27 protein-coding genes are annotated in these 24,379 nt (G+C 46.6%); 1 reads left to right on the plus strand and 26 read right to left on the minus strand.

Annotated elements, in window-relative coordinates:
* Window positions 1-80: 80 nt before the first annotated feature.
* The 18 genes from NSQ20_RS20015 to NSQ20_RS20100 all read right to left on the minus strand — a co-directional run bounded on the left by NSQ20_RS20015 (window position 81) and on the right by NSQ20_RS20100 (window position 17,897).
* On the minus strand, window positions 81-1,583 hold the full coding sequence (locus NSQ20_RS20015) for an AAA family ATPase (protein ID WP_036671989.1): 1,503 nt from the start codon (window positions 1,581-1,583) through the stop codon (window positions 81-83).
* The gene (locus tag NSQ20_RS20020; RefSeq protein WP_036671991.1) at window positions 1,576-2,103 is read right to left on the minus strand and encodes a hypothetical protein; all 528 of its coding nucleotides are present in this window, start codon (window positions 2,101-2,103) and stop codon (window positions 1,576-1,578) included. Before NSQ20_RS20020 ends, NSQ20_RS20015 begins: the two co-directional genes overlap by 8 nt.
* A 302-nt stretch (window positions 2,104-2,405) precedes the next feature.
* Window positions 2,406-2,936, minus strand: a complete 531-nt coding sequence (locus tag NSQ20_RS20025; protein WP_047843541.1) for a DUF5590 domain-containing protein — start codon at window positions 2,934-2,936, stop codon at window positions 2,406-2,408.
* 37 nt (window positions 2,937-2,973) lie between these two features.
* Window positions 2,974-4,281: an amidohydrolase gene (locus NSQ20_RS20030; protein WP_100527244.1), complete on the minus strand. Its 1,308-nt coding sequence runs from the start codon at window positions 4,279-4,281 to the stop codon at window positions 2,974-2,976.
* Window positions 4,268-4,921: a redox-sensing transcriptional repressor Rex gene (locus tag NSQ20_RS20035; protein WP_076250016.1), complete on the minus strand. Its 654-nt coding sequence runs from the start codon at window positions 4,919-4,921 to the stop codon at window positions 4,268-4,270. The genes NSQ20_RS20030 and NSQ20_RS20035 overlap by 14 nt, the downstream gene beginning before the upstream one ends.
* A 219-nt stretch (window positions 4,922-5,140) precedes the next feature.
* On the minus strand, window positions 5,141-8,002 hold the full coding sequence (gene dinG, locus NSQ20_RS20040) for an ATP-dependent DNA helicase DinG (protein ID WP_340029071.1): 2,862 nt from the start codon (window positions 8,000-8,002) through the stop codon (window positions 5,141-5,143).
* Window positions 8,003-8,144: 142 nt separating this feature from the next.
* A complete protein-coding gene (locus NSQ20_RS20045; protein ID WP_076250014.1) occupies window positions 8,145-8,792 on the minus strand; it encodes a tetratricopeptide repeat protein in 648 nt (215 codons plus the stop codon).
* Between the two features lie 93 nt (window positions 8,793-8,885).
* The gene (gene panD / locus NSQ20_RS20050) at window positions 8,886-9,269 is read right to left on the minus strand and encodes an aspartate 1-decarboxylase (protein WP_017687742.1); all 384 of its coding nucleotides are present in this window, start codon (window positions 9,267-9,269) and stop codon (window positions 8,886-8,888) included.
* Window positions 9,262-10,158, minus strand: a complete 897-nt coding sequence (gene panC, locus NSQ20_RS20055) for a pantoate--beta-alanine ligase (protein WP_340030730.1) — start codon at window positions 10,156-10,158, stop codon at window positions 9,262-9,264. Before panC ends, panD begins: the two co-directional genes overlap by 8 nt.
* Window positions 10,155-11,033, minus strand: a complete 879-nt coding sequence (gene panB / locus NSQ20_RS20060; protein WP_340030731.1) for a 3-methyl-2-oxobutanoate hydroxymethyltransferase — start codon at window positions 11,031-11,033, stop codon at window positions 10,155-10,157. The genes panC and panB overlap by 4 nt, the downstream gene beginning before the upstream one ends.
* Before the next feature lie 343 nt (window positions 11,034-11,376).
* Window positions 11,377-12,354 (minus strand): biotin--[acetyl-CoA-carboxylase] ligase, encoded by a 978-nt coding sequence (locus NSQ20_RS20065; protein ID WP_340030732.1) that lies wholly within the window; start codon window positions 12,352-12,354, stop codon window positions 11,377-11,379.
* Window positions 12,341-13,639, minus strand: coding sequence for a CCA tRNA nucleotidyltransferase (locus tag NSQ20_RS20070; RefSeq protein ID WP_340030734.1), 1,299 nt, complete (start codon window positions 13,637-13,639; stop codon window positions 12,341-12,343). Before NSQ20_RS20070 ends, NSQ20_RS20065 begins: the two co-directional genes overlap by 14 nt.
* A gap of 62 nt (window positions 13,640-13,701) precedes the next feature.
* Window positions 13,702-14,862, minus strand: a complete 1,161-nt coding sequence (gene bshA, locus NSQ20_RS20075) for an N-acetyl-alpha-D-glucosaminyl L-malate synthase BshA (RefSeq protein ID WP_036672009.1) — start codon at window positions 14,860-14,862, stop codon at window positions 13,702-13,704.
* Between the two features lie 99 nt (window positions 14,863-14,961).
* The gene (bshB1, locus tag NSQ20_RS20080) at window positions 14,962-15,660 is read right to left on the minus strand and encodes a bacillithiol biosynthesis deacetylase BshB1 (RefSeq protein ID WP_340030736.1); all 699 of its coding nucleotides are present in this window, start codon (window positions 15,658-15,660) and stop codon (window positions 14,962-14,964) included.
* The gene (gene mgsA, locus NSQ20_RS20085; protein WP_017687735.1) at window positions 15,657-16,097 is read right to left on the minus strand and encodes a methylglyoxal synthase; all 441 of its coding nucleotides are present in this window, start codon (window positions 16,095-16,097) and stop codon (window positions 15,657-15,659) included. The genes bshB1 and mgsA overlap by 4 nt, the downstream gene beginning before the upstream one ends.
* Window positions 16,098-16,108: 11 nt before the next feature.
* The gene (gene dapB / locus NSQ20_RS20090) at window positions 16,109-16,912 is read right to left on the minus strand and encodes a 4-hydroxy-tetrahydrodipicolinate reductase (protein ID WP_036607633.1); all 804 of its coding nucleotides are present in this window, start codon (window positions 16,910-16,912) and stop codon (window positions 16,109-16,111) included.
* A gap of 80 nt (window positions 16,913-16,992) precedes the next feature.
* Window positions 16,993-17,517, minus strand: coding sequence for a tetratricopeptide repeat protein (locus NSQ20_RS20095; protein WP_017687733.1), 525 nt, complete (start codon window positions 17,515-17,517; stop codon window positions 16,993-16,995).
* Window positions 17,518-17,567: 50 nt separating this feature from the next.
* On the minus strand, window positions 17,568-17,897 hold the full coding sequence (locus NSQ20_RS20100; protein WP_017687732.1) for a nucleotide pyrophosphohydrolase: 330 nt from the start codon (window positions 17,895-17,897) through the stop codon (window positions 17,568-17,570).
* Between the two features lie 171 nt (window positions 17,898-18,068).
* Here NSQ20_RS20100 and NSQ20_RS20105 point away from each other — a divergent pair, with 171 nt between their 5' ends.
* Window positions 18,069-18,938 carry a YitT family protein gene (locus tag NSQ20_RS20105; protein ID WP_338706438.1) on the plus strand — a complete coding sequence of 290 codons (870 nt, stop codon included), beginning with the start codon at window positions 18,069-18,071 and terminating at the stop codon, window positions 18,936-18,938.
* 125 nt (window positions 18,939-19,063) lie between these two features.
* On the opposite strand, the gene NSQ20_RS20110 is transcribed toward NSQ20_RS20105, so the two are convergent.
* The 8 genes from NSQ20_RS20110 to NSQ20_RS20145 form a co-directional block, all read right to left on the minus strand.
* Window positions 19,064-19,933 (minus strand): sporulation protein YpjB, encoded by an 870-nt coding sequence (locus NSQ20_RS20110; RefSeq protein WP_338706439.1) that lies wholly within the window; start codon window positions 19,931-19,933, stop codon window positions 19,064-19,066.
* A 66-nt stretch (window positions 19,934-19,999) separates the two neighbouring features.
* Complete coding sequence (locus NSQ20_RS20115) at window positions 20,000-20,626, minus strand: DUF1405 domain-containing protein (protein WP_338708974.1); 627 nt, start codon at window positions 20,624-20,626, stop codon at window positions 20,000-20,002.
* A gap of 111 nt (window positions 20,627-20,737) precedes the next feature.
* The gene (locus NSQ20_RS20120) at window positions 20,738-21,622 is read right to left on the minus strand and encodes a menaquinol-cytochrome c reductase cytochrome b/c subunit (RefSeq protein WP_036607643.1); all 885 of its coding nucleotides are present in this window, start codon (window positions 21,620-21,622) and stop codon (window positions 20,738-20,740) included.
* 21 nt (window positions 21,623-21,643) lie between these two features.
* A complete protein-coding gene (locus tag NSQ20_RS20125) occupies window positions 21,644-22,315 on the minus strand; it encodes a cytochrome b6 (protein WP_017687726.1) in 672 nt (223 codons plus the stop codon).
* 15 nt (window positions 22,316-22,330) lie between these two features.
* Complete coding sequence (locus tag NSQ20_RS20130) at window positions 22,331-22,870, minus strand: ubiquinol-cytochrome c reductase iron-sulfur subunit (RefSeq protein WP_036607648.1); 540 nt, start codon at window positions 22,868-22,870, stop codon at window positions 22,331-22,333.
* A gap of 192 nt (window positions 22,871-23,062) precedes the next feature.
* Window positions 23,063-23,485 (minus strand): DUF2487 family protein, encoded by a 423-nt coding sequence (locus NSQ20_RS20135; protein ID WP_282320922.1) that lies wholly within the window; start codon window positions 23,483-23,485, stop codon window positions 23,063-23,065.
* A 153-nt stretch (window positions 23,486-23,638) separates the two neighbouring features.
* A complete protein-coding gene (locus tag NSQ20_RS20140; protein ID WP_017687723.1) occupies window positions 23,639-23,818 on the minus strand; it encodes an IDEAL domain-containing protein in 180 nt (59 codons plus the stop codon).
* A 23-nt stretch (window positions 23,819-23,841) separates the two neighbouring features.
* A complete protein-coding gene (locus NSQ20_RS20145) occupies window positions 23,842-24,348 on the minus strand; it encodes a gamma carbonic anhydrase family protein (protein WP_036607653.1) in 507 nt (168 codons plus the stop codon).
* Between the last annotated feature and the right edge of the window lie 31 nt (window positions 24,349-24,379).

Raw genomic sequence — 24,379 nt, forward strand, 5'->3', positions numbered from 1 at the left:
AAAATTACAAATTTCGACCCAACATATAATAATATCTTAGCACGAGTGAAATGTAAAAAAAAATAACCAGCATAAATAAATTATGCTGGTAGAAGGGCACTGTCACGAAATTGACAACGAAATTGCTCGCCAGATAAAACTTCCTCACGAATCAAAATGTCGAGTGAATTGTCGAAAATTGTCCGTTGCTCTTCAAGCAACTGCTTTGTCTGTTCCATCAGTTCTTGCAGAATTAATTTATTCTCTCGCATCAGTTCCTCGGTTGTGACCATATCCATGTTCACAATCCCAAGTGAAGTCAACCCCGAAGCCATCATCGTCTGTACAACATTGGTTGCCTGATCAAAGTCATTGCGTGAACCTGTGGAACGACCACCGTAGTACATTTCCTCCGCAGCTGCTCCTCCGAGTGCAATCATGATCTGCTCTTCCAGAAAGCGCTTCGTATAGAGGAACTGTTCCTGTTGCGGGTTATGACGTACATATCCCAGCGCCTGACCACGCGGACTAAGTGCCACCTGACTAACACTGCCTGGACGAACGAGTTCAGCCATAATGGCATGTCCCAACTCATGAATGGCGACCCTTTTCTTCTCTTCCACGCTGGACTCACGGTCTGTCTTCTCACCCATCATGACTTTATCAATAGCCAGGGACAAATGCCGCTGTTCAATGTTTAACAGCCCGTCTCTCATGGCGTATATTGCTGCTTCGTTCATCACACTTTCGAGCTGTGCACCGGAGAAACCATATGATTCTTCCGCTGTTTTCTCCAGATTAACTTCCTTCAACAGAGGTTTGTTCACCGCATGCAGTTCCAGAATATGCTTTCTGCCCTTTTTGTCAGGCAAGTCCACTTGAATGTGGCGGTCAAAACGTCCCGGTCGCGTCAGGGCGCTATCCAGCATCTCTTTACGGTTTGTTGCAGCGATAACCAGAATTCTTGGCGTATCGGAAGAATAGATTCCATCCATTTCCGTCAGGAGCTGATTCAGGGTCTGATCATATTCACGCTGTTGACCACCCTCACGTTTCCCCCCGATGACATCGATTTCATCGATAAAGATAATAGCGTTTTCCTTATTTTCCTTGGTGGCACGGGTTCTCGCGTCCTTGAACAAATCCCGAATTCTGCTGGCACCCACACCAACATACATTTCCACGAACTCACTACCCGATGCTGCTACAAAAATAGAATCGGTGTAATGGGCAGCAGCCTTGGCCATCAACGTTTTCCCTGTCCCTGGAGGGCCCGTCAGCAAAATCCCTTTTAACGGGCGAATCCCGAACTTCCGGATTTCTTCATGTTTGATCAGAAAGTCAAGCGCTTCACGCAATTCCTGCTTAGCACTGTCTTGTCCGCCAATTTCTTCAAAAGTAAGCTTGGAAGGTCCTTTTTTCTTCCGTTTACGTTCCTGTGCAGCGCCTACTGTAATCCCGCCACGCATTTGCATCATGAACAGCAAAGCTCCGACAAGCACTGCTGCAATCAGGATCGGAACAATATTAACACCAGTAAAAGCAAGGAAAATAATCAATACGGGAAAAAATCCGATGGCAACTTCTTTTGTCCACTTAGGCATTAGGCCACACTCCTATCTGACCGGGCACACGCGGCAGAATAATAAACTTGCTGGCATCTCCGTCTCTGAGACTGACATATACATTGTTGTCATCCATCGCTGTATTTACCTTAATTCCATTCGTCGCCATCTTGGACAACGTTGGTGTAATCTCGGTGTATTGCTTGTTCTCCATCGCCTGAGCTACGGTGAACATCGCATCCCCCCACCAACTTTCCAGTGCTTCACTGGAATGATCCACAACATCCAACTTTAGTGAGCGTGTTCCAATCAGGGTCTGTCCTTCTTTGTGAATATATTGTACCAGTCTGCCCAAATCAACATCAGGTTGCAGATCCAGTTTCAATTGTACGTCATTGCGGTTAATAGTTAATTGAACGTCATTGACTCCATCGTACTGGGTTACCATTTTTTCAATCGGATTCTGCACAGCCACCTGACGATATACAAACCAACCTCCAAACAACACAACGGCTGAAATGACGGCAGTTATAGCAATAGGCAATACTTTTAGCTTCAAGTGAATTACCCCTCCCAGATTTTGGCCCAACCTACTGGCTTATTGGTATATACGAATATGTGCACATTGACTCCTGCGAGAATTTCGACAGGATTATTTGTTTTTGAATGTAACTTTGAGTACATATCTGAGTATATCACATCGTATATACAATTTCGAAGGCGAAAATATGAATAAATTATTAATTTTAACTATTTAAATCAAATATGTTTACAGACAACACAAAGAACCGGTTCAGTCGGATATCCGTCTGCCGGTTCTTTCATTTCTTTAATTCTCTATTTATCTCACTCTATCTTGTTCTAGCTGTTCGGGAGTGTGTAGACCAGGTCCACCTGTTCTCCGTTGCTAAAACGATAAAAGCGATAGTGGTTATGCGTACCGTCTTTATAATACACTTGCCACACATATATTCCATTCACAACTCCGGGCATGATTCGTTTAATCTCACCGGCAGGAACTTCAGAACTGAAGCGATTGCGTATCTGCGCTTCGGACATGCCATTCTGCAGCAGCTCACTGTGTACAGCGTTTGCACCCTTAACCGGTTGATTGTTTGCATCGAATTTAACCCAGACCATAACATCCTGGTTATCCTTGTTTTTGCCGATCAGGGTCCAGTAGATGTTGTCAGAGCCTTCTTTGTCTCCCCAGATGTACTTGCGCAATTCATCATAGGATGTAATGCCCAGTTGCTCCTGTGCTGCTTGTATGGCGAGCGCTTCTTCCTTGCGTTGGTCCTGCGTGACATGGACGTAATAACGCTGAAGTCCAAACAGAATCAGAACCAGTGCAAGCAGCGAAATCCATATCCACTTCTTTTTTTTCTTCAAAAGCCGAACTTCCTTTCCCTATGATGCTGTCCTGCAATTAACGAGCAAGCAGACCATCAAATGCCAATTGAGACTCACGCAAAATGCGTTCTTCATCCAGCGTCAGACATTCGCCATGTTTCACCACTTGTTTTCCATCCACCCATACGTGCTCAACATCTTTAGCAGAAGCCGAGTAGATTGTATGTGAGATCAGGTCTGTATGTGGATAGAAATGTGCCTGTTCAATGTCCAAGGCGATAAAGTCAGCCTTCATGCCGACCTGGAGTGCTCCGGTATTGTTCAAGAAGATAGATTTGGCACCGTATGACGTTCCGAGTAGTAACGCTTCGCCTGCTGGCACTGCCGTCGGGTCACCAGATACACCTTTGTGGATCAATGCAGCCAGTCTCATTTCCTCGAACATATCCAGGTTGTTGTTGCTTGCCGGTCCGTCTGTTCCGAGTGACACGGTAACTCCTGCTTTCAGCAACGCAGGTACCCGCGCAACACCGGAAGCGAGTTTCAGGTTACTTCCCGGGTTATGGGATACAGCCACATCATGACGGGCCAGAATCTCAATCTCTTCGTCATTCAGATGCACCGCATGTGCAACCAGGGATGGACGAGAGAAAAAGCCCAGTTTCTCCAGATGTGCCACAGGACGCAGTCCATAATCAGCCACGTTCTGCTCGACTTCACGAAGCGTTTCCGACATATGTGTATGAAGGGGAAGGTTTAGGTCGTTCGCGACCTGCACAAGCTTCTCTATGTAGTCAGGAGGGCATGTATATGGTGCATGTGGCGAGATTACGGTTGTAATGCGACCATCTGCCTGTCCATTCCACTCACGCGCAAACGCAGCCGACTCCTCCAGCTTCCGCAATTGTTCTTCCTCCGAGCACAACCCGATTACACCACGTGCCAGTGCTGCTCTAACGCCGGATTGCTCCACAACTTTGGCAACTTGATCCATGTGATCGTACATGTCCAGGAAAGCTGTAGTTCCGCCTTTCAACATTTCAAGCACCGATAGCGAAGTTCCCCAATATACGTCTTCTGAAGTCATTTTCGCTTCCATCGGCCACATTTTTTCCTGCAACCATACTTGCAATGCAAGATCGTCTCCGTGCCCTCTGAGCAACGACATCGCTGCATGACCATGCGTATTGATCAGACCCGGCAGGAAGAACAGTCCTTTTCCATCCACTTTGGTACAATTTTTGTCTTCATCCGGCAATGTCTCACCAATATGCACAATCTTGTCATTCTCAACAACCATGTATCCTTGGACCACGTTCCATGTTGTGCCGCCTTCATTAACAGCAAATTTGCCATTGTGAATTACCCATCTATTTGTTGTCATCTTCCTCGTCGTCCTTTCCAGTATCCAAGTAATAGGCCAAACTAAGCAGATCTGTTGTAAAGTCAGCATGGTGAATGCGGATATGCGGCGGTGTTTTTAGAATGGTTGGTGCAAAATTAAGGATCGCTTCAATTCCTGATTCAATAAGCTGATCGGCTACATTTTGGGCTTCCGTATCCGGAACCGTGATAATTCCGATGCGAATGTTTTCCATTTTAACCGCTTCCGTCAATTCATCCATTGGTTTTACCGTCAAACTGTTGATTTGACTACCTATCTTCGGTCCATATGCATCAAATACAGCAACAATCTTCATGTTGTCTTTCAGATATGCGTTGTAGTTGGACAAGGCTTGACCGAGGTTACCCGCTCCTACCAGAGCTACATTAATTTGCTGATCGATTTTGAGAATGTGACGAATTTTCTCGATCAAATAGGATACATCATACCCGATCCCTTTACGACCAAAATCACCGAAGTAAGCCAGGTCTTTACGAATTTGGGCCGGATTCAGATCCAGCCTCTGTCCAAGCTCTTGAGAAGAAACAGTAGCCACCTCACGCTGATGCAACTCGTTCAAATAACGCAAGTAAACAGGCAGACGTCGTACCACCGCTTCCGAAATTTTATCCGATTTCATTCTTGCTCCCCCTTACCAAGGCCACGATAAAATAATAGATGAAAAGATGAGCATTCTGTATAAAACTCAAAGATAAACGTGACATTTTATACAGAATGCTCCTTGTAATTTAGGTTATAAGTTCTTACGTGCAACTACTTTAATCGGATACGGAAATATATAATAAAGTTTAACGCCAAACGATAGTGTCATGCAATGATATAACGAACAAAACAACCATTATTTTTGTTCATTAGCAGGTTTTTCCAACCACTCGGTAATTCGTGGAACCATCTGCTCCGTGAGCATGTGTTCCATTTTGGGACCAGGTAATGAATATAAAAAGAATTTACCGTAGTACGCTTCAATCACCCGTGTATCATAAACAATGACAATTCCTCTGTCCTTCGCTGTACGCACCAAACGGCCAAATCCCTGCTTGAAACGAATGACCGCTTGCGGCACGGACAGTTTCATGAACGGATTTTTCTTCTGTTCCTGAAGCAGCTCACTCTTGGCTTCCACCAACGGATGATTCGGTGGCTGGAAAGGCAGTCGAACAATAGCGAGACAGGTTAGCGCCTCTCCCGGGATATCTACACCCTCCCAGAAGCTGCTTGTGCCCAGAAGTACCGTTGCTTTGGCATCTTGAAACCTGCGAGTCAATTTGGAACGACTTCCACTGTCAACGCCTTGCCCAAGCAACGAGATGTCGTTGCCAGACAGTGCCTCCTTCAGCGGATCATAGACCTGTCGCAACATCTTGTATGAAGTAAACAGAACCATCATGCGTCCACGCGTAGCAATTGCCGTCTCTGCAAGTGATTGCACCAGCATATTAACAAAGTGCGCATCACCCACACTTCCCTTCACACTCGGGAAATCACGCGGAATCACGAGAAGTGCCTGATCGCGATAGTTGAAAGGTGATGGCAGCATCGACGTTAACAGCCGATTATTCTCAGAGGCTTCCTGTAAGCCAAGCTGCTCAATCATGAACTGGAATGACTTATCTACCGAGAGCGTAGCCGATGTAAGCACAACACTTTTCTTTTTGTCAAAAAATAAATCCTTAAGTTGTGCACTAACATCTACAGGTACGGCATACAGCTGGAGAGATTTACTGCGGAACTGACCGCTGGCTTCCATCCAGTACACCGTTTTGGCATCATCCATACGCATGAAGAAACGTAGATTCTCCTTCAATGTGGTCAGATCTTTCAGCAATCCTGTAATGTCCGTGATCAGACTGTCCGATTGATAATCATCCTGATCCTCTTTCACCTCAAGCAGCAATTTGTCCCCTTTGCGAACCAAATCACCCAGAGTCACATAGATCTGGTTCTCCAGATCCTGCAACTCCTGCCATTTTGCAGGTTTCTGAGATGCTTTCAGACGCAGTGAAAATTGCCCCGTCTCTCCCGGTGAAGCATCACTTCGTTCAGGCAACAGACCAAACAAGGCATCGCTCATACGATCCCACAGCTCCTTAACTTCAAGAGCGAGCGGGAACATCTGATCCACCATGGAGCCCCATTGCACCGAATTTTCATGCCCGGATAACTGCGAACGAAGCATAGGCAGCTGTCCATTACGACTGTCTTTAAATAGGCGGGTCAGTGTATGAACCAAGGTGAAATATTTCATATGCATTCCAAGATGTTTACCAGCGACATCCTCCAGATGATGTGCCTCATCGATCACAAGACTCTCATAGGCTGGCAGCAGCTGATGCGCGGCTTTCACATCCGTAAACAATTTAGAGTGATTGGTGATTACGATATCAGACAACCCTGCTTCATGTTTGGCACGATGGTAGAAGCATTTACGGAACCATGGACAGGATCTTCCCAGACATGATTCGGATTCGCTCTGTACCGTCTCCCAGAAGTCCCCTCCGCGTCCGCTAAGGTTAAGTTCCTCATCATCTCCGGTTTCGGTCTGCGTAAGCCAGACAATCATCTGAGCAGCTGTGAAATAATCCTCTTTGGGTGTAGCGAACTCACGTTTATTGATTTTGTGTTCAAATTTGCGCAGGCACAGGTAATGTCCACGTCCTTTGAATACAGCAGCCTTAAACGGGAACGGAACCACTTGAGTCAGCATCGGAATGTCCCGCTCTCTCAATTGCTCCTGCAGATTGATCGTATGCGTGCTGACCATAACTTTCTGTTCTTGCTTCACACTTTCGTAAATAGCAGGCAACAGATACCCTAGAGATTTACCGGTACCCGTTCCAGCTTCGATCAAGAGATGTTTCTCTTCATCCAGGGCTTGCCTTACACTGCTGAACATCTGAGTCTGCGCTTCACGCTCTTCGTAATGATCCAGTGTATCCTTCAGATTCTCCCGAACCTGGTCCATAAACTGTTCGAAGCTTACACCATCGAGGGGGTTAGCCTCCCGCTCATCGCGTGGTGCACCAATATCGGTCCAATCACTCACATTTAGAGCAAGCTGACGATAATAGGTATGTCCGTCCAGATCCTGAATCGGCTCTGCTTCCTTCTCACTACGCATCCCGTCCAAGAACCAACCCAAGTCACTGTCTTCTGGTGCAAACAGGTCACTGAGGCGCTGAATCGTTATGAGCGGTAATTCCTTTAACTCATCCAGACACTTGAGCAGCACATAGGCTGTCGCCAGTGCATCACTGTCTGCCTGGTGAGGGCGATCATGTTGAAATCCAAATTCAGAAGATACATAACCGAGTTGATAAGAACCCAGTGATGGGAATGTGATCTTCAGAAAATCAATCGTGTCCAGAATGCGGCCAGTGAACGGCAAATAACCGCAACGGTCGAGAGCATTCTGCAAAAAGTGAAAATCAAAAGCGACGTTGTGTCCAACAAGCACCACATCATTAAGCAGCGGAACCATCTCCATCATCATCTCTTCGAGTGAAGGAGCGTCCGCCACATCTTCATCGGTAATACCCGTCAACCCCGAAATAAACGGGGGAATCGGTACACCAGGGTTCACATAAGAACTATATATTTGAGTTATGCTGTAGTCATGATCTATGATGGCAAGTCCGGCCTGTATAATCTCACCGTCGGACTGCGTGCCGGTTGTTTCGAAATCCAATACGGCAAATTTCATTGCAATGTACGGTCCCTTCCATTCCAGTCTATGTTACAGCATAGCAAAAAAAAGGGGATTTGAAAATTAACTGACAAAAAAGCGGTGTCCCCGCCGCTATGCCAAAGGAGGGAACACCGTTTTTTTGTCGCCGAATTCCCGCTTAATGAAGGGTCGTCAGCTGATTAGCATATTGCAATTTTCCCCTGTTCAACCTGCAAGCTTCCATGTTGTACAGTGGTTCGGTCAATGTCGGGTCATACTGAAGGGCCTGTGCAAAGAGTGAACATGCAGCTTCGGGATTCGCAAGCTTGACTTGAATACAGCCCAGGGCGTTACACACAAGCCCTTTCAAGCGAGGTGAACCTTTAAGGTACATGATCTGCTGTAAATGTGTTCCGGCTTCCGCCATTTGTTCCAGATTCAGATACGCCAGCGCCAGGTAAAAACGAGTTAATGCACTCTCCGGATGGTCGGTCACAACCCGGGAGAATTGCATGATCGCCTGCGGATACATCTGTAATTTGAAATAACCCTGACCTCGACTGAAACATTCCAGATGGAGTTCAGGCAGAGCGGTAACAGCTTCCTGTTCCGGTTCAAGGGAAGCAGGCTTATCCATCTCTCGCTCCCTCACCTGGCTCATCTTTTCTTCAAACATCAACCATTCATCCAGCATTCCGTCACTCATCCGCTTAAGCAAGTTCCACTTTTGCAACAATTCTTGTTTGTTCAGGCCTTCAGCGGAAGGATAGCTCTTGATAATTTCATCTAACATGTCGTTCATTTCTGCGAAAACATGCTGGAACATCGATGCATCCCCACCCTTGAAAAAATGGATTAGTGCAGTGACCTGTACTCATTTTTTGCTTCAAGGGCCGATTTCATTCTCCTTACCAGTCGATTACATAATTGTTGCGTGGACTTCCTGTTTCATCGTTTGTACAGGTTTATTCTGTCCATCTACAAATACAACGGTTGGTTTGTGAGTATTTGCCTCTTCTTGCGACATCATGGCGTAAGAAATGATAATGACGTTATCTCCAGGCTGTACCAGACGTGCAGCTGCGCCGTTAAGACATATGACTCCGCTTCCGCGTGGTCCTGGAATCACATAAGTTTCCAGACGTGCACCATTGTTGTTGTTCACAATTTGCACTTTCTCGTTTTCCATCAAGTCGGATGTTTCCATCAAGTCTTCATCTATGGTAATACTACCCACATAGTTCAAGTTGGCTTCTGTTACCGTAGCCCGGTGAATTTTGGATTTCATCAGTGTTCTAAACATGGGACAGTACCTCCGATTTTTGCAACCTAATATTGTCAATCAATCTTGTTTTTCCGAATTTCACCGCAAGTGCGATGAGCAGATCGTCACGTCCTTGAACTTCTTCCTGATCTGCGAGCGGCTCAAGGCTAGGAAAAGCCTGAATCTCGGCATAGTCGATAATGGCAAGCGGTGAGCTTGTAATATGCTCGCGCAAGATGCGACGGATATCTGCGGCTGTAGTAACTACACCTGTATCTGCGGCTTCCTGAGCTGCACGTAGTGCCTTCGACAGAACCAAAGCCTGTGAACGCTGATCTGGGTTGAGGTAGACGTTACGTGAACTGAGGGCAAGGCCATCCTCTTCGCGAACAATCGGACAGGGTACAATTTCTACAGGCATATTCAAATCATTCACCATCTGTTGAATGACCGCAACCTGCTGAGCGTCTTTCATTCCAAAAAATGCACGCTGTGGCTGTACGATGTTAAACAGTTTGGAGACTACGGTCGTTACCCCGTCAAAATGTCCTGGACGTGAAGCGCCACATAAGCGCTCCGTCAGTTTTGAGACAGATACGGTCGTTTGCGTTGCCTGTGGATACATCTCTTCAACAGAGGGAATAAATACGATATCCACTCCTTGTGAGCGTGCTGTTTCCACATCTCTGGCTTCATCCCGCGGATAGCTGTCAAAATCTTCATTAGGGCCAAATTGAATTGGATTAACAAATATGCTTAATACCACGATATCGCTCTGTTGTCTGGCTACCTGCATCAAGCTTGCATGACCTTGATGAAGATAACCCATTGTTGGTACCAGACCTACAACAGACGCACTGGACCGAATCGCTTGACGCTTCAAGCTTAGTTCCTGTCTTAACTCTGCGATTGTCCGTAATACTTTCATGAGTTACTCCCCACCTTTTCCTTGCGTTGTCCGCCGTACAGTTGATCCAGAACACCATCCGCCGCATTGAATACATGCTCTTCGGCCGGGAACGAACGATCTTTCACTTCTTTCACGTAAGCTTCGATGCTGGTTCTGATTAATGTACCCACATCTCCATAGGTTTTGACAAATCGTTTGGGCATATACGGAGAGGCGTATTGAACCACATCGTGGAATACCAGTACCTGACCATCACAGCCTCGTCCTGCTCCAATTCCGATGGTAGGGATGGACAGTTCCTCCGAGATCGCCCGTGCAACTTCTTCCGTAACCAGTTCAAGCACAATGCCAAACGCACCTGCAGCTTCCAAGGCTTTGGCTTCGTCCATCAGACGTTTCGCATCCGCTGCATCCTTGCCCTGAATGCGGTAACCACCAATCTGATTAACCGATTGAGGTGTCAGTCCGATATGTCCAAGAACAGGCACGCCTGCTTGCACGACTGCTCTGACGGTGTCCGCTATCTCGACTCCGCCTTCCATTTTAACCGCATGGGCATGCCCCTCTTGCATCAGTCGACGGACACCCTTAAGCGTCTCATCCACGCTGCCATGATACGTCATAAAAGGCATATCAGCCACAATAAATGTCTTCTCAGCACCGCGCACTACGGAACGTGTGTGGTATACCATGTCGTCGATGGTCACGGGAAGCGTCGAATTATAACCCAGTACTACATTGCCGAGTGAATCACCAACCAGGATCAGATCAATACCTGCTTCCTCTGCTAGGAGCGCTGTTGGATAATCGTAAGCCGTGATCATGGTAAGCGGCACGCCATCCTGCTTATATTTTTTCATTTTCACAATATTCAACGCTTGTTTGTTCGCCATTTTTTTCATGGCTCCTTTCTTCTTTTCAAATAAACGCAACAAAAAAACCTTTTAGTTTTCCACTAAAAAGTCCCGAAAAGTCAAAAAAGAGTCACTTGCGATCGTCCCTTCTGTCTCGGTCCTCTTCGGCTCAGAGCAGAATCCAACAACTCACTTAAACGTATTTCATTCTTGCACTGCGGTCTGCTTATATAAAACACATCAAAGCAGAACAAAGGTTACTGTTACGGGAGTGCAATTCGGTCTGCATTAGCCGATATCGCCTCACGAACACAGTATACCAAAGTTCTGCTCAAACTTCACGTCTTATGTTCATTTTACCAGTGAAAATTCGACAAATTGTTTATGATTTCCAGGAAATCTCACCAGAGATGATTAGTGTATGTTCTCCATCGTGCTTCTCCACGATAAGTGCACCAGAAGGGTCAAGACCAATTGCCTTCCCTTCAATGACACCATGAGGATTCGTCACTGTAATCTCTCGATTCATCGATACGGACAGGGCCTCCCATAGAGCTGAGATCACGCCAAATCCTTCTTTTTGATACAAAAAATACAACTGTTCAAGCTCCGTCAAAATGGCAGCCGTTAGTTTGGTGCGATCAACGGATTGACCCGTTTCCATCTTGAGCGAAGTAGCGATTGTGGTCAGATCTTCCGGATAATCCTCGGGATCAAAGTTCACGTCAACACCTATACCTGCAATACAGTATCTGACTTCATGATCTTCCACCGTGGATTCAAGTAATATGCCACATACCTTGCGTCCGTCAATCAACACATCATTTGGCCATTTGATGCCTGCATCAGCTCCTGAACAAGCTCGAACGGCACGACATACAGCCACTCCTGTTAATAAAGTTAGCTGCGGCGTATGCTGAAGTGGTAGATCAGGGCGCAACAGGACACTCATCCAGATTCCTTTACCCGGAGGAGAGAACCACTGTCGACCGAAACGTCCTCTGCCTCCTGTTTGTTCTTCCGCAATGACCACAGCGCCTTCTGCCTGCCCTTGCTCAGCTAGCTTGAGAACATCCCCTTGCGTAGACAGGGTCGAAGCCAACAAAACAGCCTTACGGCCAAATACGGTTGTATCCAGGGCCAATTGGAGGCCAGTAGGGTCAATGCTATCCGGCTTCGTTAACAGACGGTATCCTTTGCGGGATACCGCTTCAAACTCATAACCCATGTCTCGCAACTTGTTCACATGTTTCCACACAGCGGTCCGACTGATGGACAGATTACGGCTGATCTCTTCACCCGATACGAATCGTCCTTCTGCATTTAATAACATATGTAACAGATCTTCATGTTTGGTCATCTTGAACCACCCGCTTCACTTCTGCACTTAGTGCTTCATGCTGATTCGCTATCGTTCCAATCGCCGTTTCTCGTAACAAATGTTTCATTAGTTGCCCCAGCCAAGGCCCGCCTTTGCGCTGCACCATTTGTAACACTTGTTCCCCTGTGATATCCAGCTCTTTCAAGTCATGCACAGGAATCGATTGACTCCATTCGGCTGCAAGCTCTTGTACTAATACAACCTGCATTTCTGCCGGTTCGGACTGATTCCGCCATCCTGCTGGCAGTGTAGACTGTATTCGAAGCCAATCATCCGCCGCCTGAACGCCACAAGCCAGAACAGTAACGATCCAATCGGAACGGAGACTGACCGTATCCTTCGGCTCCTGCACGGAAGTATGAATCAACTGTTCCACCTGGAGGACCCCTGTTATACGAGAACGATGTTCATTGGAAAATGTCCACTGACGTAATAATACATCTGCTTCATCCTTGCTATAACCGCCAGCAATCAGGATGAGTGACCAACGAAGCAACACATGCTGACCTGACAATTGTTCCAAATTGGATAACAACATCTTGTTAAATCGGGTCGAGCTTACCGGCGCTTTGATATGCGCAAGGGAATCACTTCTGTATAACAGCTCCAACCCTCTTAAAGGATGCGGTCCAGACATCATTTTTACCATCTCGGTACGTACCCGTTCCATTGCTATATGTTGAAGCAGGTCTTTCTGCCTTACAAGACCCTTCCACGTGTTATGGGCAATTTTGAAATCAAATACGGAAGCAAACCGGACACAGCGGAGCATCCGCAGTGCATCTTCACCAAATCGTTCCATCGCAGAACCCACACATCTGACTCGCTCTTCCTTGATATCTGCCTGTCCACCGAACGGGTCAACGATTGTCCCAGTGACGTCCATAGCAAGAGCGTTCATCGTGAAGTCGCGCCGCTGTAAGTCTTCCTTGATATCCTGAACAAATTGAACCGCAGCAGGTCTGCGGTTATCCTGATATTCGGATTCTGTTCGAAATGTGGTCACTTCAAAGTAATAACCGCCTGAACGAACGGTAACCGTACCGTGTTGTAAACCTGTAGGAATACAATCGTCAAACAGTTCCATGACTTGCTCAGGAGAAGCAGATGTCGTGATATCCATATCGTCCACAACACGTTCCAGCAATTCGTCACGAACGCAACCACCTACCCAATATGCCTTGTAGCCATGTTTGTTTAATTTTGTGAGTACATTCTCACTTTGCATTGCCATTTCACGATCTACCTGTGTCCATTGAACCACCACATATCACCTCTTCTCTTGCCTGTTGTGGTATGCACAGTATGATTTCGTCTAAGAAATGATTAACCGCAAACCGGCTTCAGATTCGGAACTTCCCTTCCCAACACCCGGTAATATATCTGTTCATATTCATGCCGAATAGCATCATTGCAAAAGTCGTGATGCGCGCGCTGAAGACATGCTTCCCTGAACTCAGCAGCCAAACGATCGTCCGTCAACAAACGAATGGTGTTCTCGGCCATGGATTGTGTATCCCCAATCGCGGATAAATAACCTGTCTTACCATGTAAGACCAGTTCCGGAATTCCTCCGGCCTGTGAACCGATCGTGGGTACGCCACAAGCCATTGCTTCGAGCGCCACAAGTCCGAAACTTTCCTTCTCCGATGGAAGCATCAACACGTCCGCCATGGAGATGACCTGAGCAATGTCATCCTGTTTGCCAAGGAAATGAACTTTATCATTCAAGCCGAGATCATTAATCTTCCATTGCATCTTCGGCAAATCAGGTCCTTCACCAACAAATAACAGTTTGGCAGGAACCTGCTCCTGTACCTGACGGAAGACCTCTACCACATCCTGAGTTCTTTTCACCGGTCGGAAATTGGAGATGTGCATTAATATTTTTTCGTCAGGCGTAGCAAAGTCTCTTCGCAGACTGGCAGCATCCCGCGGATAATATATTCGTTTGTCAATAAAATTATAGGTTAGATCGATTGGACGCTGAATATCCAGCAATTCGACCGTTTCTCGAATCAAATCTTGTGATACGGCAGTAACCGCGTCACTTTCATTAATGGCTAGACGGATCAGATCCTTCAGAGATTCATCCTGAGCCAGAACCGTAATATCCGTTCCATGTAACGTGGTAACCACTTTAAGGCCGTCCCCTACCATTTGTTTCGCCAGAAAGGCACATACTGCGTGTGGCACGGCATAATGAACATGCAGCAGATCCAGCTGCTGTGACTTAGCCACCTGAGCCATCTTTGTTGCCAGTGACAGGTCATACGGAGGGTAACGGAAAACATAATAATCATTTACTTCAACTTCGTGATAAAAAATATTTTTCTGGAACGTACCCAGTCTGAACGGGATACTGTTGGCAATAAAATGAACCTGATGCCCCTGTTCGGCAAGTAATTTGCCCAGTTCCGTTGCGACAACGCCAGACCCGCCGAGGGACGGATAACAGGTGATGCCGATTTTTAGCTTTTTATCCATCCTGTGGACGCTCCTTTGATCTCCCGCTTCATGCAGGTTGATATAATGCAATGGAATAATGAAACCCTTCGTTTCATTAAACGTAAAATGTGAAATCGCTTATTGGGCACCCGGGCCAAATTGATGAACCACGTAAGGTGTAATTGTAGCAAAACCTTCTGCAAACGGGATGAGACTGCGTTGTCCGAGCAAGGAATCGCGGGCTCTTACACGATCAATATACCCTTGATTCAATGGCGTTGAGACCGCTCCGTCTCCCAGTTCGAATTGGGAACGATAAGAGAGCAATGATGCTTCTTTTTGCTCATAGTGTTCCGTAATATCAACAATCAAATCCGTAGGCCCGATGTCATTAATAAAGTAAAAATAAAGTTCCTTCACCTGCACGGCAGGCATGTCCGGCAAGTAGTTGCGAAGCTTGGCGTTAAATACAGCCTCCTGCACAAGCTTACTGCAATTGACATGATCCGGATGACGATCTTCCCAATACGGAGCAAACACCATCCGAGGGGCATGACGCCGTATCTCAGCCGTCACCGCCTGTACATGTTCAGGCGTAAGATATGAGCCACGATCAGGAAGCCCCAGATTCGTTCGACACGAAAGACCGAGGACGCGGGAGGCTTGCTCCGCTTCCTCGGTTCTGCGCTCTACTGTTCCGTTGGAAGACATCTCAGCACGAGTCAGATCACACACGCCTACTTTCAAGCCGGCAGCGGTATGTTTGGCAATCGTTCCACCCATACCAATCTCCGCATCGTCTGCATGTGCTCCAAAGATGAGAATATCCAGACTCATTCGGAATCACCCGAATTCAATCCAGCCTCCGGCTTGTATTTATGTACCAGCTCTCTCCAGGCAAAATCGCCACGATCCAGAGCCTTGACCAGAATCTCAGCGGTTGCGATATTGGTGGCAAGTGGAATACCCTGCACATCACAAAGACGTAGCAACGCATTAATATCCGGCTCGTGAGGTTGTGCCATCAGTGGATCGCGCAGGAAAATAATCAGATCCATCTCATTTTGCGCAACCAAAGCTCCAATCTGTTGATCTCCGCCCAATGGGCCTGATTCGAATCGATGAATCTTCAGCGACGTTCCTTCCATAATACGAAGGCCTGTTGTTCCTGTAGAATATAATTGATGGTCCGTAAAAACAGGCTCATATGCCGTCACGAAGTTAACCATCTCTTCTTTTTTACGATCATGGGCGATAAATGCTATTTTCAACATGACAATCTCCTTTAGTCGATAAAGTGGTCAAATCCGTAGATCATTCCTGTATACTCCATAACCTTTTGCACACCAATCTTAACACCAGGCATATAACCTGCGCGCTCGTAGGAGTCATGCCGAATTTTAAGTGACTGTCCATAATCTCCGAAAACAACTTCCTGCTGCGCGAATACACCAGGCAATCGTACACTGTGAATTCGGAAGCCATTGTAATACCCGCCGCGTGATCCTTCAATCGTTTCTTCTTCATTCGGATTACCTTGACGAAGTTCTTCCCGATTGGCAGCAATCAGTTCTGCTGTTTTGATCGCAGTTCCTGAAGGAGCATCCAGCTTCTGATCTCCGTGATATTCGATGATCTCCACATTTGGCATATGTTTGGCAGCCTGTGCTGCGAATCGCATCATCAAAATGGCACCAATCGAGAAGTTAGGGGCAATAAGCCCTCCAATTCCTTTGTCCTGGCACTGCTTGTCCAACTGTTCGATCTGCTCCGGCGTGAAGCCAGTAACACCCATGACAGGTCTGACTCCATGACGGATCGCGATCTCAGTATGTGCAAACGCAAATTGTGGTACTGTAAAATCAACCATAACCTGAGGTTTTGTTTCGGCAAAAGCCATTTCGATATCATCAGTCACCAGCACCCCACACTCTGGCAAACCAACAAGGGTTCCTGCATCCGTGCCTGCTCCGGAGCGGTTGACAGCCGCTGCAAGCTCCAATTCCGGGTCCTGAAGTACCAATTTCACAACTTCACGGCCCATACGGCCAGCCGCTCCGATCACGGCAACTCTGATTACTTCACTCATATTGACTGCATCTCCTCACTATGTTGGATCATATCGTAGAATCCATTTCAACTCGAAAGAAATCTTTGCAAAATGAATTCTTATTGGATGGATTTCATACGTTGCTTGATTTCCTGTAACATCTGATGCAGTTGCCCATTCTGCGGATCCAGCAAAATTGCCTCACGCAGCGCCTGAATTGCATAGTCAAATTCATTCAAATCACTGTAAGCCAGCGCAAGCATAACATGAGCTTCCACTGAGAGCGGATCAAGTTTGACCGCTTCTTGCAGAAGCGTAGACGCTTCCACATAGCGCTCTTGTGTTGCAATACCGGCCTGCTCCAACAGCAACTTCGCTCTGGAGGTCAATTGTTTTGCTTCCAACGTCTGCAGATGCAAAATATACTCTTCTGTTCCTGGCGACAATTCAACCGACTTGCGCGCATATTCAAGCGCTGGAACCAGATGTTTGCTGCGGGCGTGTGTAATGGAACAGCGATAATATAACTCCGCATGTTTTGGATGAGCGTGAATGGCTGACTCGAACCAACGAATCGCCTGCTCAAAATCATTTTGCAATATACAGCGGTAAGCCTGCTGCATATATTCTTCCGGTTTCATCATTAAGCTGACCCTCCCCGATCGGGTGATGGTACAGCATATGTAATCTACGCCTAATCGGTGTTTTTGGGAGTCCACCGATTGGCATCGCGGGTGTTAAATTTATGCATGACTTTATCGTGCGCCTCAGCCAGATCAATTCCCAGTGAGTTCGCAAAACAAATCGTGATAAATAAAATATCTCCAAGCTCAAGTTCAATGGAATTGGCTGCTTCGGAAGATTTCTTCGGCTTCTCGCCGAATTCATGATTCACTTCCCTGGCGAGCTCCCCAACCTCTTCAGACATCCGGGCCAACATGGCCAGAGGACTGAAATACCCCTCCTTGAACTGGGAGATATACTGATCAACCTCACGCTGCATTTCTGCGATGCTTTTCTCCATGAGAACGGATTCTCCTTTGAAATGATGTCGTATTTGTTCCTAATAATATCAGTTATTTAGATTCACTTCCACCATCATCAGCGACAAATCATTTTTAAAGAATCAATAAACAGGTATACTAGATGGGAATGATTGCTTCTTCATTCTAATTTATCTACAGCGAGGGATCTTATGAGCACTGCCAAAACCTGGATACAAGTTAAACTGGTTCTTCCCATCGTACTGGGTACAGCCTTATATGCCTTTGGGCTCCTCTATTTCATTATCCCCAACCAGCTTATGGAAGGTGGCCTCACCGGGGTTACGGTGCTGATTAATTACGCTTTTGGCATCTCACCTTCACTTACAACCTTGATTCTGAATGTTCCCCTCTTTCTGATTGGGCTCAAAATTTTGGGCGGCAGACAGATGATCTATACGGGTATCGGAATCGGGGCACTGACCGTTTTTCTATGGTTGTTTGAGAAGTTGATTCATATGGGCTGGATTGAACCATTACATACCGAGAATGACCTCCTGCTCGCAGCCCTATATGCAGGTGTCACCCTCGGAGCCGGCCTTGGCATTGTATTCCGTTGGGGCGGAACGACGGGCGGTTCAGACATCATTGCCCGTATTCTCAACCGCAAGTATGGATGGAGTATGGGCCGAGTATTACTGGGCATCGACTTCGTCATTATCGGGCTCTCTCTCATCTACATCCCCAAAGAAAAAATTCTGTATACGCTTGTAGCTGTATTCATCGCCTCTAAAGTCATCGACTTTATTCAGGAAGGTGCATATTCTGCCCGGGCATTTATGATCATTAGTGACCATGCACCCGAGATTGCGGACCAGATCACACGGGATATGGATCGGGGCGTGACCCTCATTCCAGCCATTGGCGCGTACTCTAAACAGGCCAAACACATGGCCTACTGCGTGATCTCCAGGCAAGAGTTCAGGAGATTGCAGACCATTGTACGTTCCATTGACCCGAGAGCTTTTGTCATCATCAGCGATGTTCACGATGTACATGGCGAAGGTTTCAAAGAAAGCTGATATAACACAGAAACTACAAGAAAACCTCTTTTTACATGAAGAGCCGTTAGCGTGGCTGTTCATGTGGAAAGAGGTCTTTTTTTATATACCACTTATAGACCAGGATCCATCAAGTTCATATCCCATTAGCGCCGAAAAGGAAAAATCCCTTGTTGCTGCGCACGATACTTACGGTATCCGGCGTAACTTAACGTTGCCACAATGACCGAACTAATGAGCAGCCCGGCTGCCCTGCGATCAGGACCCTGTACAAACGGTACAAAGGCACTCTCGTCCTTCTCGCGACCAAACAACTTGTTCACCAGTTCCTCCCCATGGCCAACCATGCTCTTTAATTGAGCCAGATCAGGTTGCTTGGCAGCGGTAAGCCCTTTGGTATGAGATAACCAGGCGTCCATCTGAGCAATTTCATACGGTTCACGGCGAATCAGTGCGGCAGGACGAATCGTCTCATAATGCTCCTCCAGAACGGTATAGCGGTTTGCCAGTACGGCCGCAGTTTGCCCTTGATTTGTAGCAGCGGATAAAGCGTCCAGATCGTTTTTCACGATTTTATAATACTGAAGCCATAAAGGCTTGGTTGGATTCGCGAGACTATCTGCTGCAAGTCTGAGTTTGGCTGAGGACTGCTGAAGAGAAGCATCGTCATTTTTCACCTTCACAACGGCTTGTTTCACTTCAACTATGGTTTCGGACAAGGCGTGTATGCCCTCGACTGTTGTTTGTCCCTCAAAGGAGATATGCTCCAGACTTTTACTGATACGCAGAATGCTTCCTCGCACTTCTTCAATATTATTCTCGAGCGCCTGACGATACAATATAGCTGCTTCCTCATTCAGTTGTGCAATTGAATTGCTTGTGGACACTTGCTGATCTGAATTCGAATTCAATGCTTCACTTTGCGCGGATACACGATATGCTAAGTTCGTCCACAGCATTAGAGCCATGAACGATACCACCAGTAAGCCAGTTTTGATCCCAAACGTTCTCTTCATGGACATCCCTCCCACCACCAATGTATGGCGGGGGACAGTTCATTAGAACAAGCTCAAGATCGGATATCAGGTTCGTTTCGCCTGTCTTAAGGCCAGCCACGCGCACAGAATGCTTACCAGTGTCAGTCCGAATGTGAAATTACGCACACCATCTACATGATCATAGAGGGATGCGGGTAACCAAGGGTAAATATCATATGTATAATCCATCGTATCGTTCAACAGCGTCCAAAGACCTGCAACGACAAGGGAAGCCCAGCGGAAGCCGAAAAAGCGTACAAAAATTAGAGCTTCTATGGCCATCGCACTATGCGAAGCAATCAACATCCAGTCTTGCCAGTGCTGTGTACCACCTTGCATCCAGCCAGCGAAAATAATGGACACCGCCCACACGCCATATTTCACAGATGTGACCACGGCAAGCGCCTGAATCAAATGTCCGATCCGTTTGATAATGATGGACCGCGGTGGGTACAACACCCATAACAACGCTAAAGTAAAAAACAAACTCGCTGTTGGGCTATCCGGCACAAATACGATCTGCCACACCGGCTGCTCAGCCAGCGTCAATTTCATTTGCTCTCCGTACCAGATGTATCCGTATACCGTTCCTACCGCATTACACCAAAATAATAGCCACAGGAAATAACGATTGGTTAGAAATTCTCTACTCCAGAAATACGATAAAGCCACATTCCCTGCCCCTTCCTTCATCAATATTGTGCACGATACAGTGCTGTCCAAAAAAACACTTCAAAAAAACCTGACCGCATAAACGATCAGGTTTCATTGGTTATTTCGATTTTACTGTTCTGCTTTCTGTTTCGCAAGCCATTCGGTCAGATGAGTAATCTCTTCATCCGTAACACCTTGAGCAATAGCATTATTATACTGAGGCTGCATTGCATTGTAGCCTTCTTTGATAATGGTCAGAATCTCTTCCTGGCTGTGCTTGTCACCTATGCCTCGAAGCGAAGGTCCAGTTGCGCCCTTCATATCAGCCGCATGGCAGCCAATACATCCAGCCTTCTTGTACGTTTCCATTGCAGGATCATCCTGTTCCACGATCGCAACTTCTTCTTGCTGTCCAGGTGCATTGGAAACGGGTGGGAGCCCCTGTTCACGCCTCTCAAGCGCTTCTTCTTCACGTTGAATATGTTCAGGCTTCTGTCCACTTGCTTCCAACTCATGCTCGTAGTGCGTCCACGCTACATTTGTCAGGTAGAATACAGAAATGACCGACAAAATCATCAGTGATGAAGCAATTGGGCGTTTATAGAAACGCCGCTCCTTGCCTGTATCCAGGAATGGTGCCAGTAGCAAAGCTCCAAAAGCAACTCCGCTGACCCCCAGTACCCCGAGCAGAACGTAATCGCCCGATGCGTATGGATACTTCAAGTACTGATACAGAAAAAGGAAGTACCAGTCCGGCATAGGAATTACGGATGCGCTCGGATTGGCCGGATAGCCTAAAGGTGCAGGTTCTGAGATCGTGAGAACCAGAATCCCCACCAATACAACGACACCAACCATCCATTCTTTCAGCAGGAAGTTGGGGATAAAGGCTTCTGATTTGCCGGGATACGCCGTGTAATCAGGAGGGGTAATGAAACCCGCCCCTTTACGGACCCGTGAATCACCGACAAAGATAACCTTTTCCTCATCATCCTTCTTATGTCCGTGAGCCATTGCGATTCCTCCCTTCTCAGTTTATAGTGGTCCCGAAATGCCCTGTCTGCGGATCATGATAAAGTGTCCGACCAGAAGCACCAGAAGCACAGCGGGGAGGAAGAATACGTGCAAGGCAAAGAATCGGGTTAGTGTCTGTGCACCAACAATCGTACCGCCTTGCAGGAATTCTTTAATAATCGGTCCCAGCCAAGGAACCGTATTGGCAATCTCCAGTGTTACTTTTGTTGCAAAATAGGCTTTGTTATCCCATGGCAACAAGTACCCTGTCAGCCCCAGGCCCAACATGACGAAAAAGATCAGCATGCCAACAACCCAGTTCATTTCACGCGGTGCCTTGTAAGAGCCTGTAAAGAACACACGCATCGTATGTAAGAACATCATTACGATAACCAGACTGGCTCCCCAGTGGTGCATGCCGCGAACAATTTGGCCGAAGGCTACTTTGGTCTGCAGGTACTCCACACTAGCGTAGGCATTGATAATATCAGGTACATAATACATGGTCAGGAACATGCCTGACAGAATCTGAATAACAGTAATAAAGAACGTCAATCCACCAAAGCAGTACACGAATGCGGAAAAGTGATGAGCCGGATTTACATGCTCTGGAACTTCATGATCCGCAACGTCCCGCCAGATTGGCGTGATGTCAAGACGCTCGTCAATCCAGTCATAGACATTTTTAAACATCTGCGTTCACGCCTCCTAATTCACTCGGGTGTTCGGAACAATGTCGCCCAGATATACCCAACCCTGCTCTTCCTTGACTACGTACTCATCCAGCGGTTTGGGGGCTACGGCAAGATTCTTCCCTTCCTTGTCATAGTGCGCGCCATGGCAGGGGCAATGATACTCGTCAGGGTATTGCTTGTCACTATTCCAGCCTACTGTACATCCCAGATGTTTACATATAGGTGAGAGTGCATAAATTTTACCCTGCTCGTCTTTGCGAATCCACGCCACTAACGATGCATTACTCAGATACCAACCATCCTGTTGTTTAAGTTCAAAGGTGAATTCTTGAGGCTCATTCGTAATTTTGCTGATTTCAGCTACTTTGACAGAGGTGCCTTCTCCCTTATGTTGCAAAATCGGGTCCACCGCAAAACGGACCATAGGAAGGATTGCACCGGCGGCCATGTAGGCTGTAGCTCCACCAAGCGTGTACGTCAAAAACTGCCTGCGTGACATCTCCATGCGGCTTGGCAATTTCAATGAAGCTTCGTGGTCATGCTCACTGCTCATACTGTCTCCAACCCCCTTTTTCAGCCAACTCTCTCAAACGTTTTCATTTTCATAAATTCCACGACTTACTAGAACATACATAATCATATAGTAGCCCTAGAACACCGTCAAGAATTTGTCACACATTTTTAAGGTTCAATTGTAAGCGTTATTAAAAAATTGTTGTAAAATTGTCACATTTGTCGCTAAAAACTATTTTTTCCACAACTCTCGTATCTTTTCCCCTATAAATCTCGCAATCCCTTCTTCTCCGACCTCATGAGTTAAGACGGACCGACTCAAAACCAGATCAGCAGCTGGAATTTCCATGCCATCCAAATGACCATCCGATGACATAATAACCACATATTTGAATCCTGAGGATTTAAGCTGTTCGGACAAGGAATTTAATGTCATTGACAATTCCGAATTAGCATAATGAAAGGCTGGATAAGTCATGATTCTCCCTTTGAAAGGAATTTCGACCAGATCCAGAAAATCTCTCAGCCGCTCCAACGCCTCGGTAGCTTCAACTGGCGACTGCTCACCGCTAAGAGCTGTGTATGGAATAAGGCATGTATCCAGATAGAGTTGCAGTTCAGCCCAGCTGTCTTGAGTCATCTCACTGAATTTCAATTCCCTATATCCCCTCTCTATCCATTTTATTCCCATATTATATATGACTATATCTTATAAATCCAGACATTCATTTCGGAATTACACATATCAAAAAAAGGAAACACGCATCTGCGCATTCCCTTTTATCTCAGAAAGGAACTATTTTGCTAATCAGTTTATGGTCCTCAGTTCATCCGTCAGACTCCGGAAAGCTACTTCGTCTCCGGTAGCTAACGCTTTATCGATTTCCAAATAGAGCTTCTCGCTGCGCTGTTTGCGAAGCGCTTCGTCCCAAACCATCTCAGCTGCCAGCCCCAACATGACTTCATACGTAACTTTCATTTTATCCAATAGGATGCACCTCCAAAACGGATTTAAGAGCTCCTATATTCTTTTCCTTTGGTAACATAACCCAGTGAAGTTCTGGACATCCGCTCCAGATCGGCATCAGTCAGCTCACGTATCACTTTGGCAGGTGTCCCCAAAGCAAGAGTATAGGGCGGAATTTTACTATTCTCAGTAACAACAGAACCGGCTCCAATCAGCGTATATTCGCCAATATCGGCTCCATTCAGCAGAATGGCTCCCATGCCGATTAATGATCCTGTTCCAATACAACAACCATGAATGATCGCTGTATGTCCTACTGAGACATCATCTCCCACAATCAAAGGTTGATCAGTATTGACATGACCGACAACGTTATCTTGAATATTACAGCGCTTTCCAATGATAATAGGAGCCAAATCAGCCCGCAGGACTGCATTGAACCAGACGGAAGACTCTTCTCCCATTCTCAAATCACCGATCAGTTTTGCACCTTCAGCCATATATACCGAAGGATGTAACTGAGGTTGTAGACCTTTGTATGGAATTATCATTATTATCACTCCTTAATTTGGGAGTGATTTT

This window comes from Paenibacillus sp. FSL K6-1122 (assembly GCF_037977015.1).
Classification (GTDB): domain Bacteria; phylum Bacillota; class Bacilli; order Paenibacillales; family Paenibacillaceae; genus Paenibacillus; species Paenibacillus amylolyticus.

Excerpts from the sequence above, each read along its gene's own strand:
- NSQ20_RS20015 (WP_036671989.1), bottom strand. The coding sequence starts at position 1,583 with ATGCCTAAGTGGACAAAAGAAGTTGCCATCGGATTTTTTCCCGTATTG.
- NSQ20_RS20030 (WP_100527244.1), bottom strand. The coding sequence starts at position 4,281 with ATGACAACAAATAGATGGGTAATTCACAATGGCAAATTTGCTGTTAAT.
- NSQ20_RS20035 (WP_076250016.1), bottom strand. The coding sequence starts at position 4,921 with ATGAAATCGGATAAAATTTCGGAAGCGGTGGTACGACGTCTGCCTGTT.
- dinG (WP_340029071.1), bottom strand. The coding sequence starts at position 8,002 with ATGAAATTTGCCGTATTGGATTTCGAAACAACCGGCACGCAGTCCGAC.
- NSQ20_RS20045 (WP_076250014.1), bottom strand. The coding sequence starts at position 8,792 with ATGTTCCAGCATGTTTTCGCAGAAATGAACGACATGTTAGATGAAATT.
- panD (WP_017687742.1), bottom strand. The coding sequence starts at position 9,269 with ATGTTTAGAACACTGATGAAATCCAAAATTCACCGGGCTACGGTAACA.
- panC (WP_340030730.1), bottom strand. The coding sequence starts at position 10,158 with ATGAAAGTATTACGGACAATCGCAGAGTTAAGACAGGAACTAAGCTTG.
- panB (WP_340030731.1), bottom strand. The coding sequence starts at position 11,033 with ATGGCGAACAAACAAGCGTTGAATATTGTGAAAATGAAAAAATATAAG.
- NSQ20_RS20065 (WP_340030732.1), bottom strand. The coding sequence starts at position 12,354 with ATGACCAAACATGAAGATCTGTTACATATGTTATTAAATGCAGAAGGA.
- bshA (WP_036672009.1), bottom strand. The coding sequence starts at position 14,862 with ATGGATAAAAAGCTAAAAATCGGCATCACCTGTTATCCGTCCCTCGGC.
- bshB1 (WP_340030736.1), bottom strand. The coding sequence starts at position 15,660 with ATGAGTCTGGATATTCTCATCTTTGGAGCACATGCAGACGATGCGGAG.
- mgsA (WP_017687735.1), bottom strand. The coding sequence starts at position 16,097 with ATGTTGAAAATAGCATTTATCGCCCATGATCGTAAAAAAGAAGAGATG.
- dapB (WP_036607633.1), bottom strand. The coding sequence starts at position 16,912 with ATGAGTGAAGTAATCAGAGTTGCCGTGATCGGAGCGGCTGGCCGTATG.
- NSQ20_RS20095 (WP_017687733.1), bottom strand. The coding sequence starts at position 17,517 with ATGATGAAACCGGAAGAATATATGCAGCAGGCTTACCGCTGTATATTG.
- NSQ20_RS20100 (WP_017687732.1), bottom strand. The coding sequence starts at position 17,897 with ATGGAGAAAAGCATCGCAGAAATGCAGCGTGAGGTTGATCAGTATATC.
- NSQ20_RS20105 (WP_338706438.1), top strand. The coding sequence starts at position 18,069 with ATGAGCACTGCCAAAACCTGGATACAAGTTAAACTGGTTCTTCCCATC.
- NSQ20_RS20110 (WP_338706439.1), bottom strand. The coding sequence starts at position 19,933 with ATGAAGAGAACGTTTGGGATCAAAACTGGCTTACTGGTGGTATCGTTC.
- NSQ20_RS20120 (WP_036607643.1), bottom strand. The coding sequence starts at position 21,622 with ATGGCTCACGGACATAAGAAGGATGATGAGGAAAAGGTTATCTTTGTC.
- NSQ20_RS20125 (WP_017687726.1), bottom strand. The coding sequence starts at position 22,315 with ATGTTTAAAAATGTCTATGACTGGATTGACGAGCGTCTTGACATCACG.
- NSQ20_RS20130 (WP_036607648.1), bottom strand. The coding sequence starts at position 22,870 with ATGAGCAGTGAGCATGACCACGAAGCTTCATTGAAATTGCCAAGCCGC.
- NSQ20_RS20145 (WP_036607653.1), bottom strand. The coding sequence starts at position 24,348 with ATGATAATTCCATACAAAGGTCTACAACCTCAGTTACATCCTTCGGTA.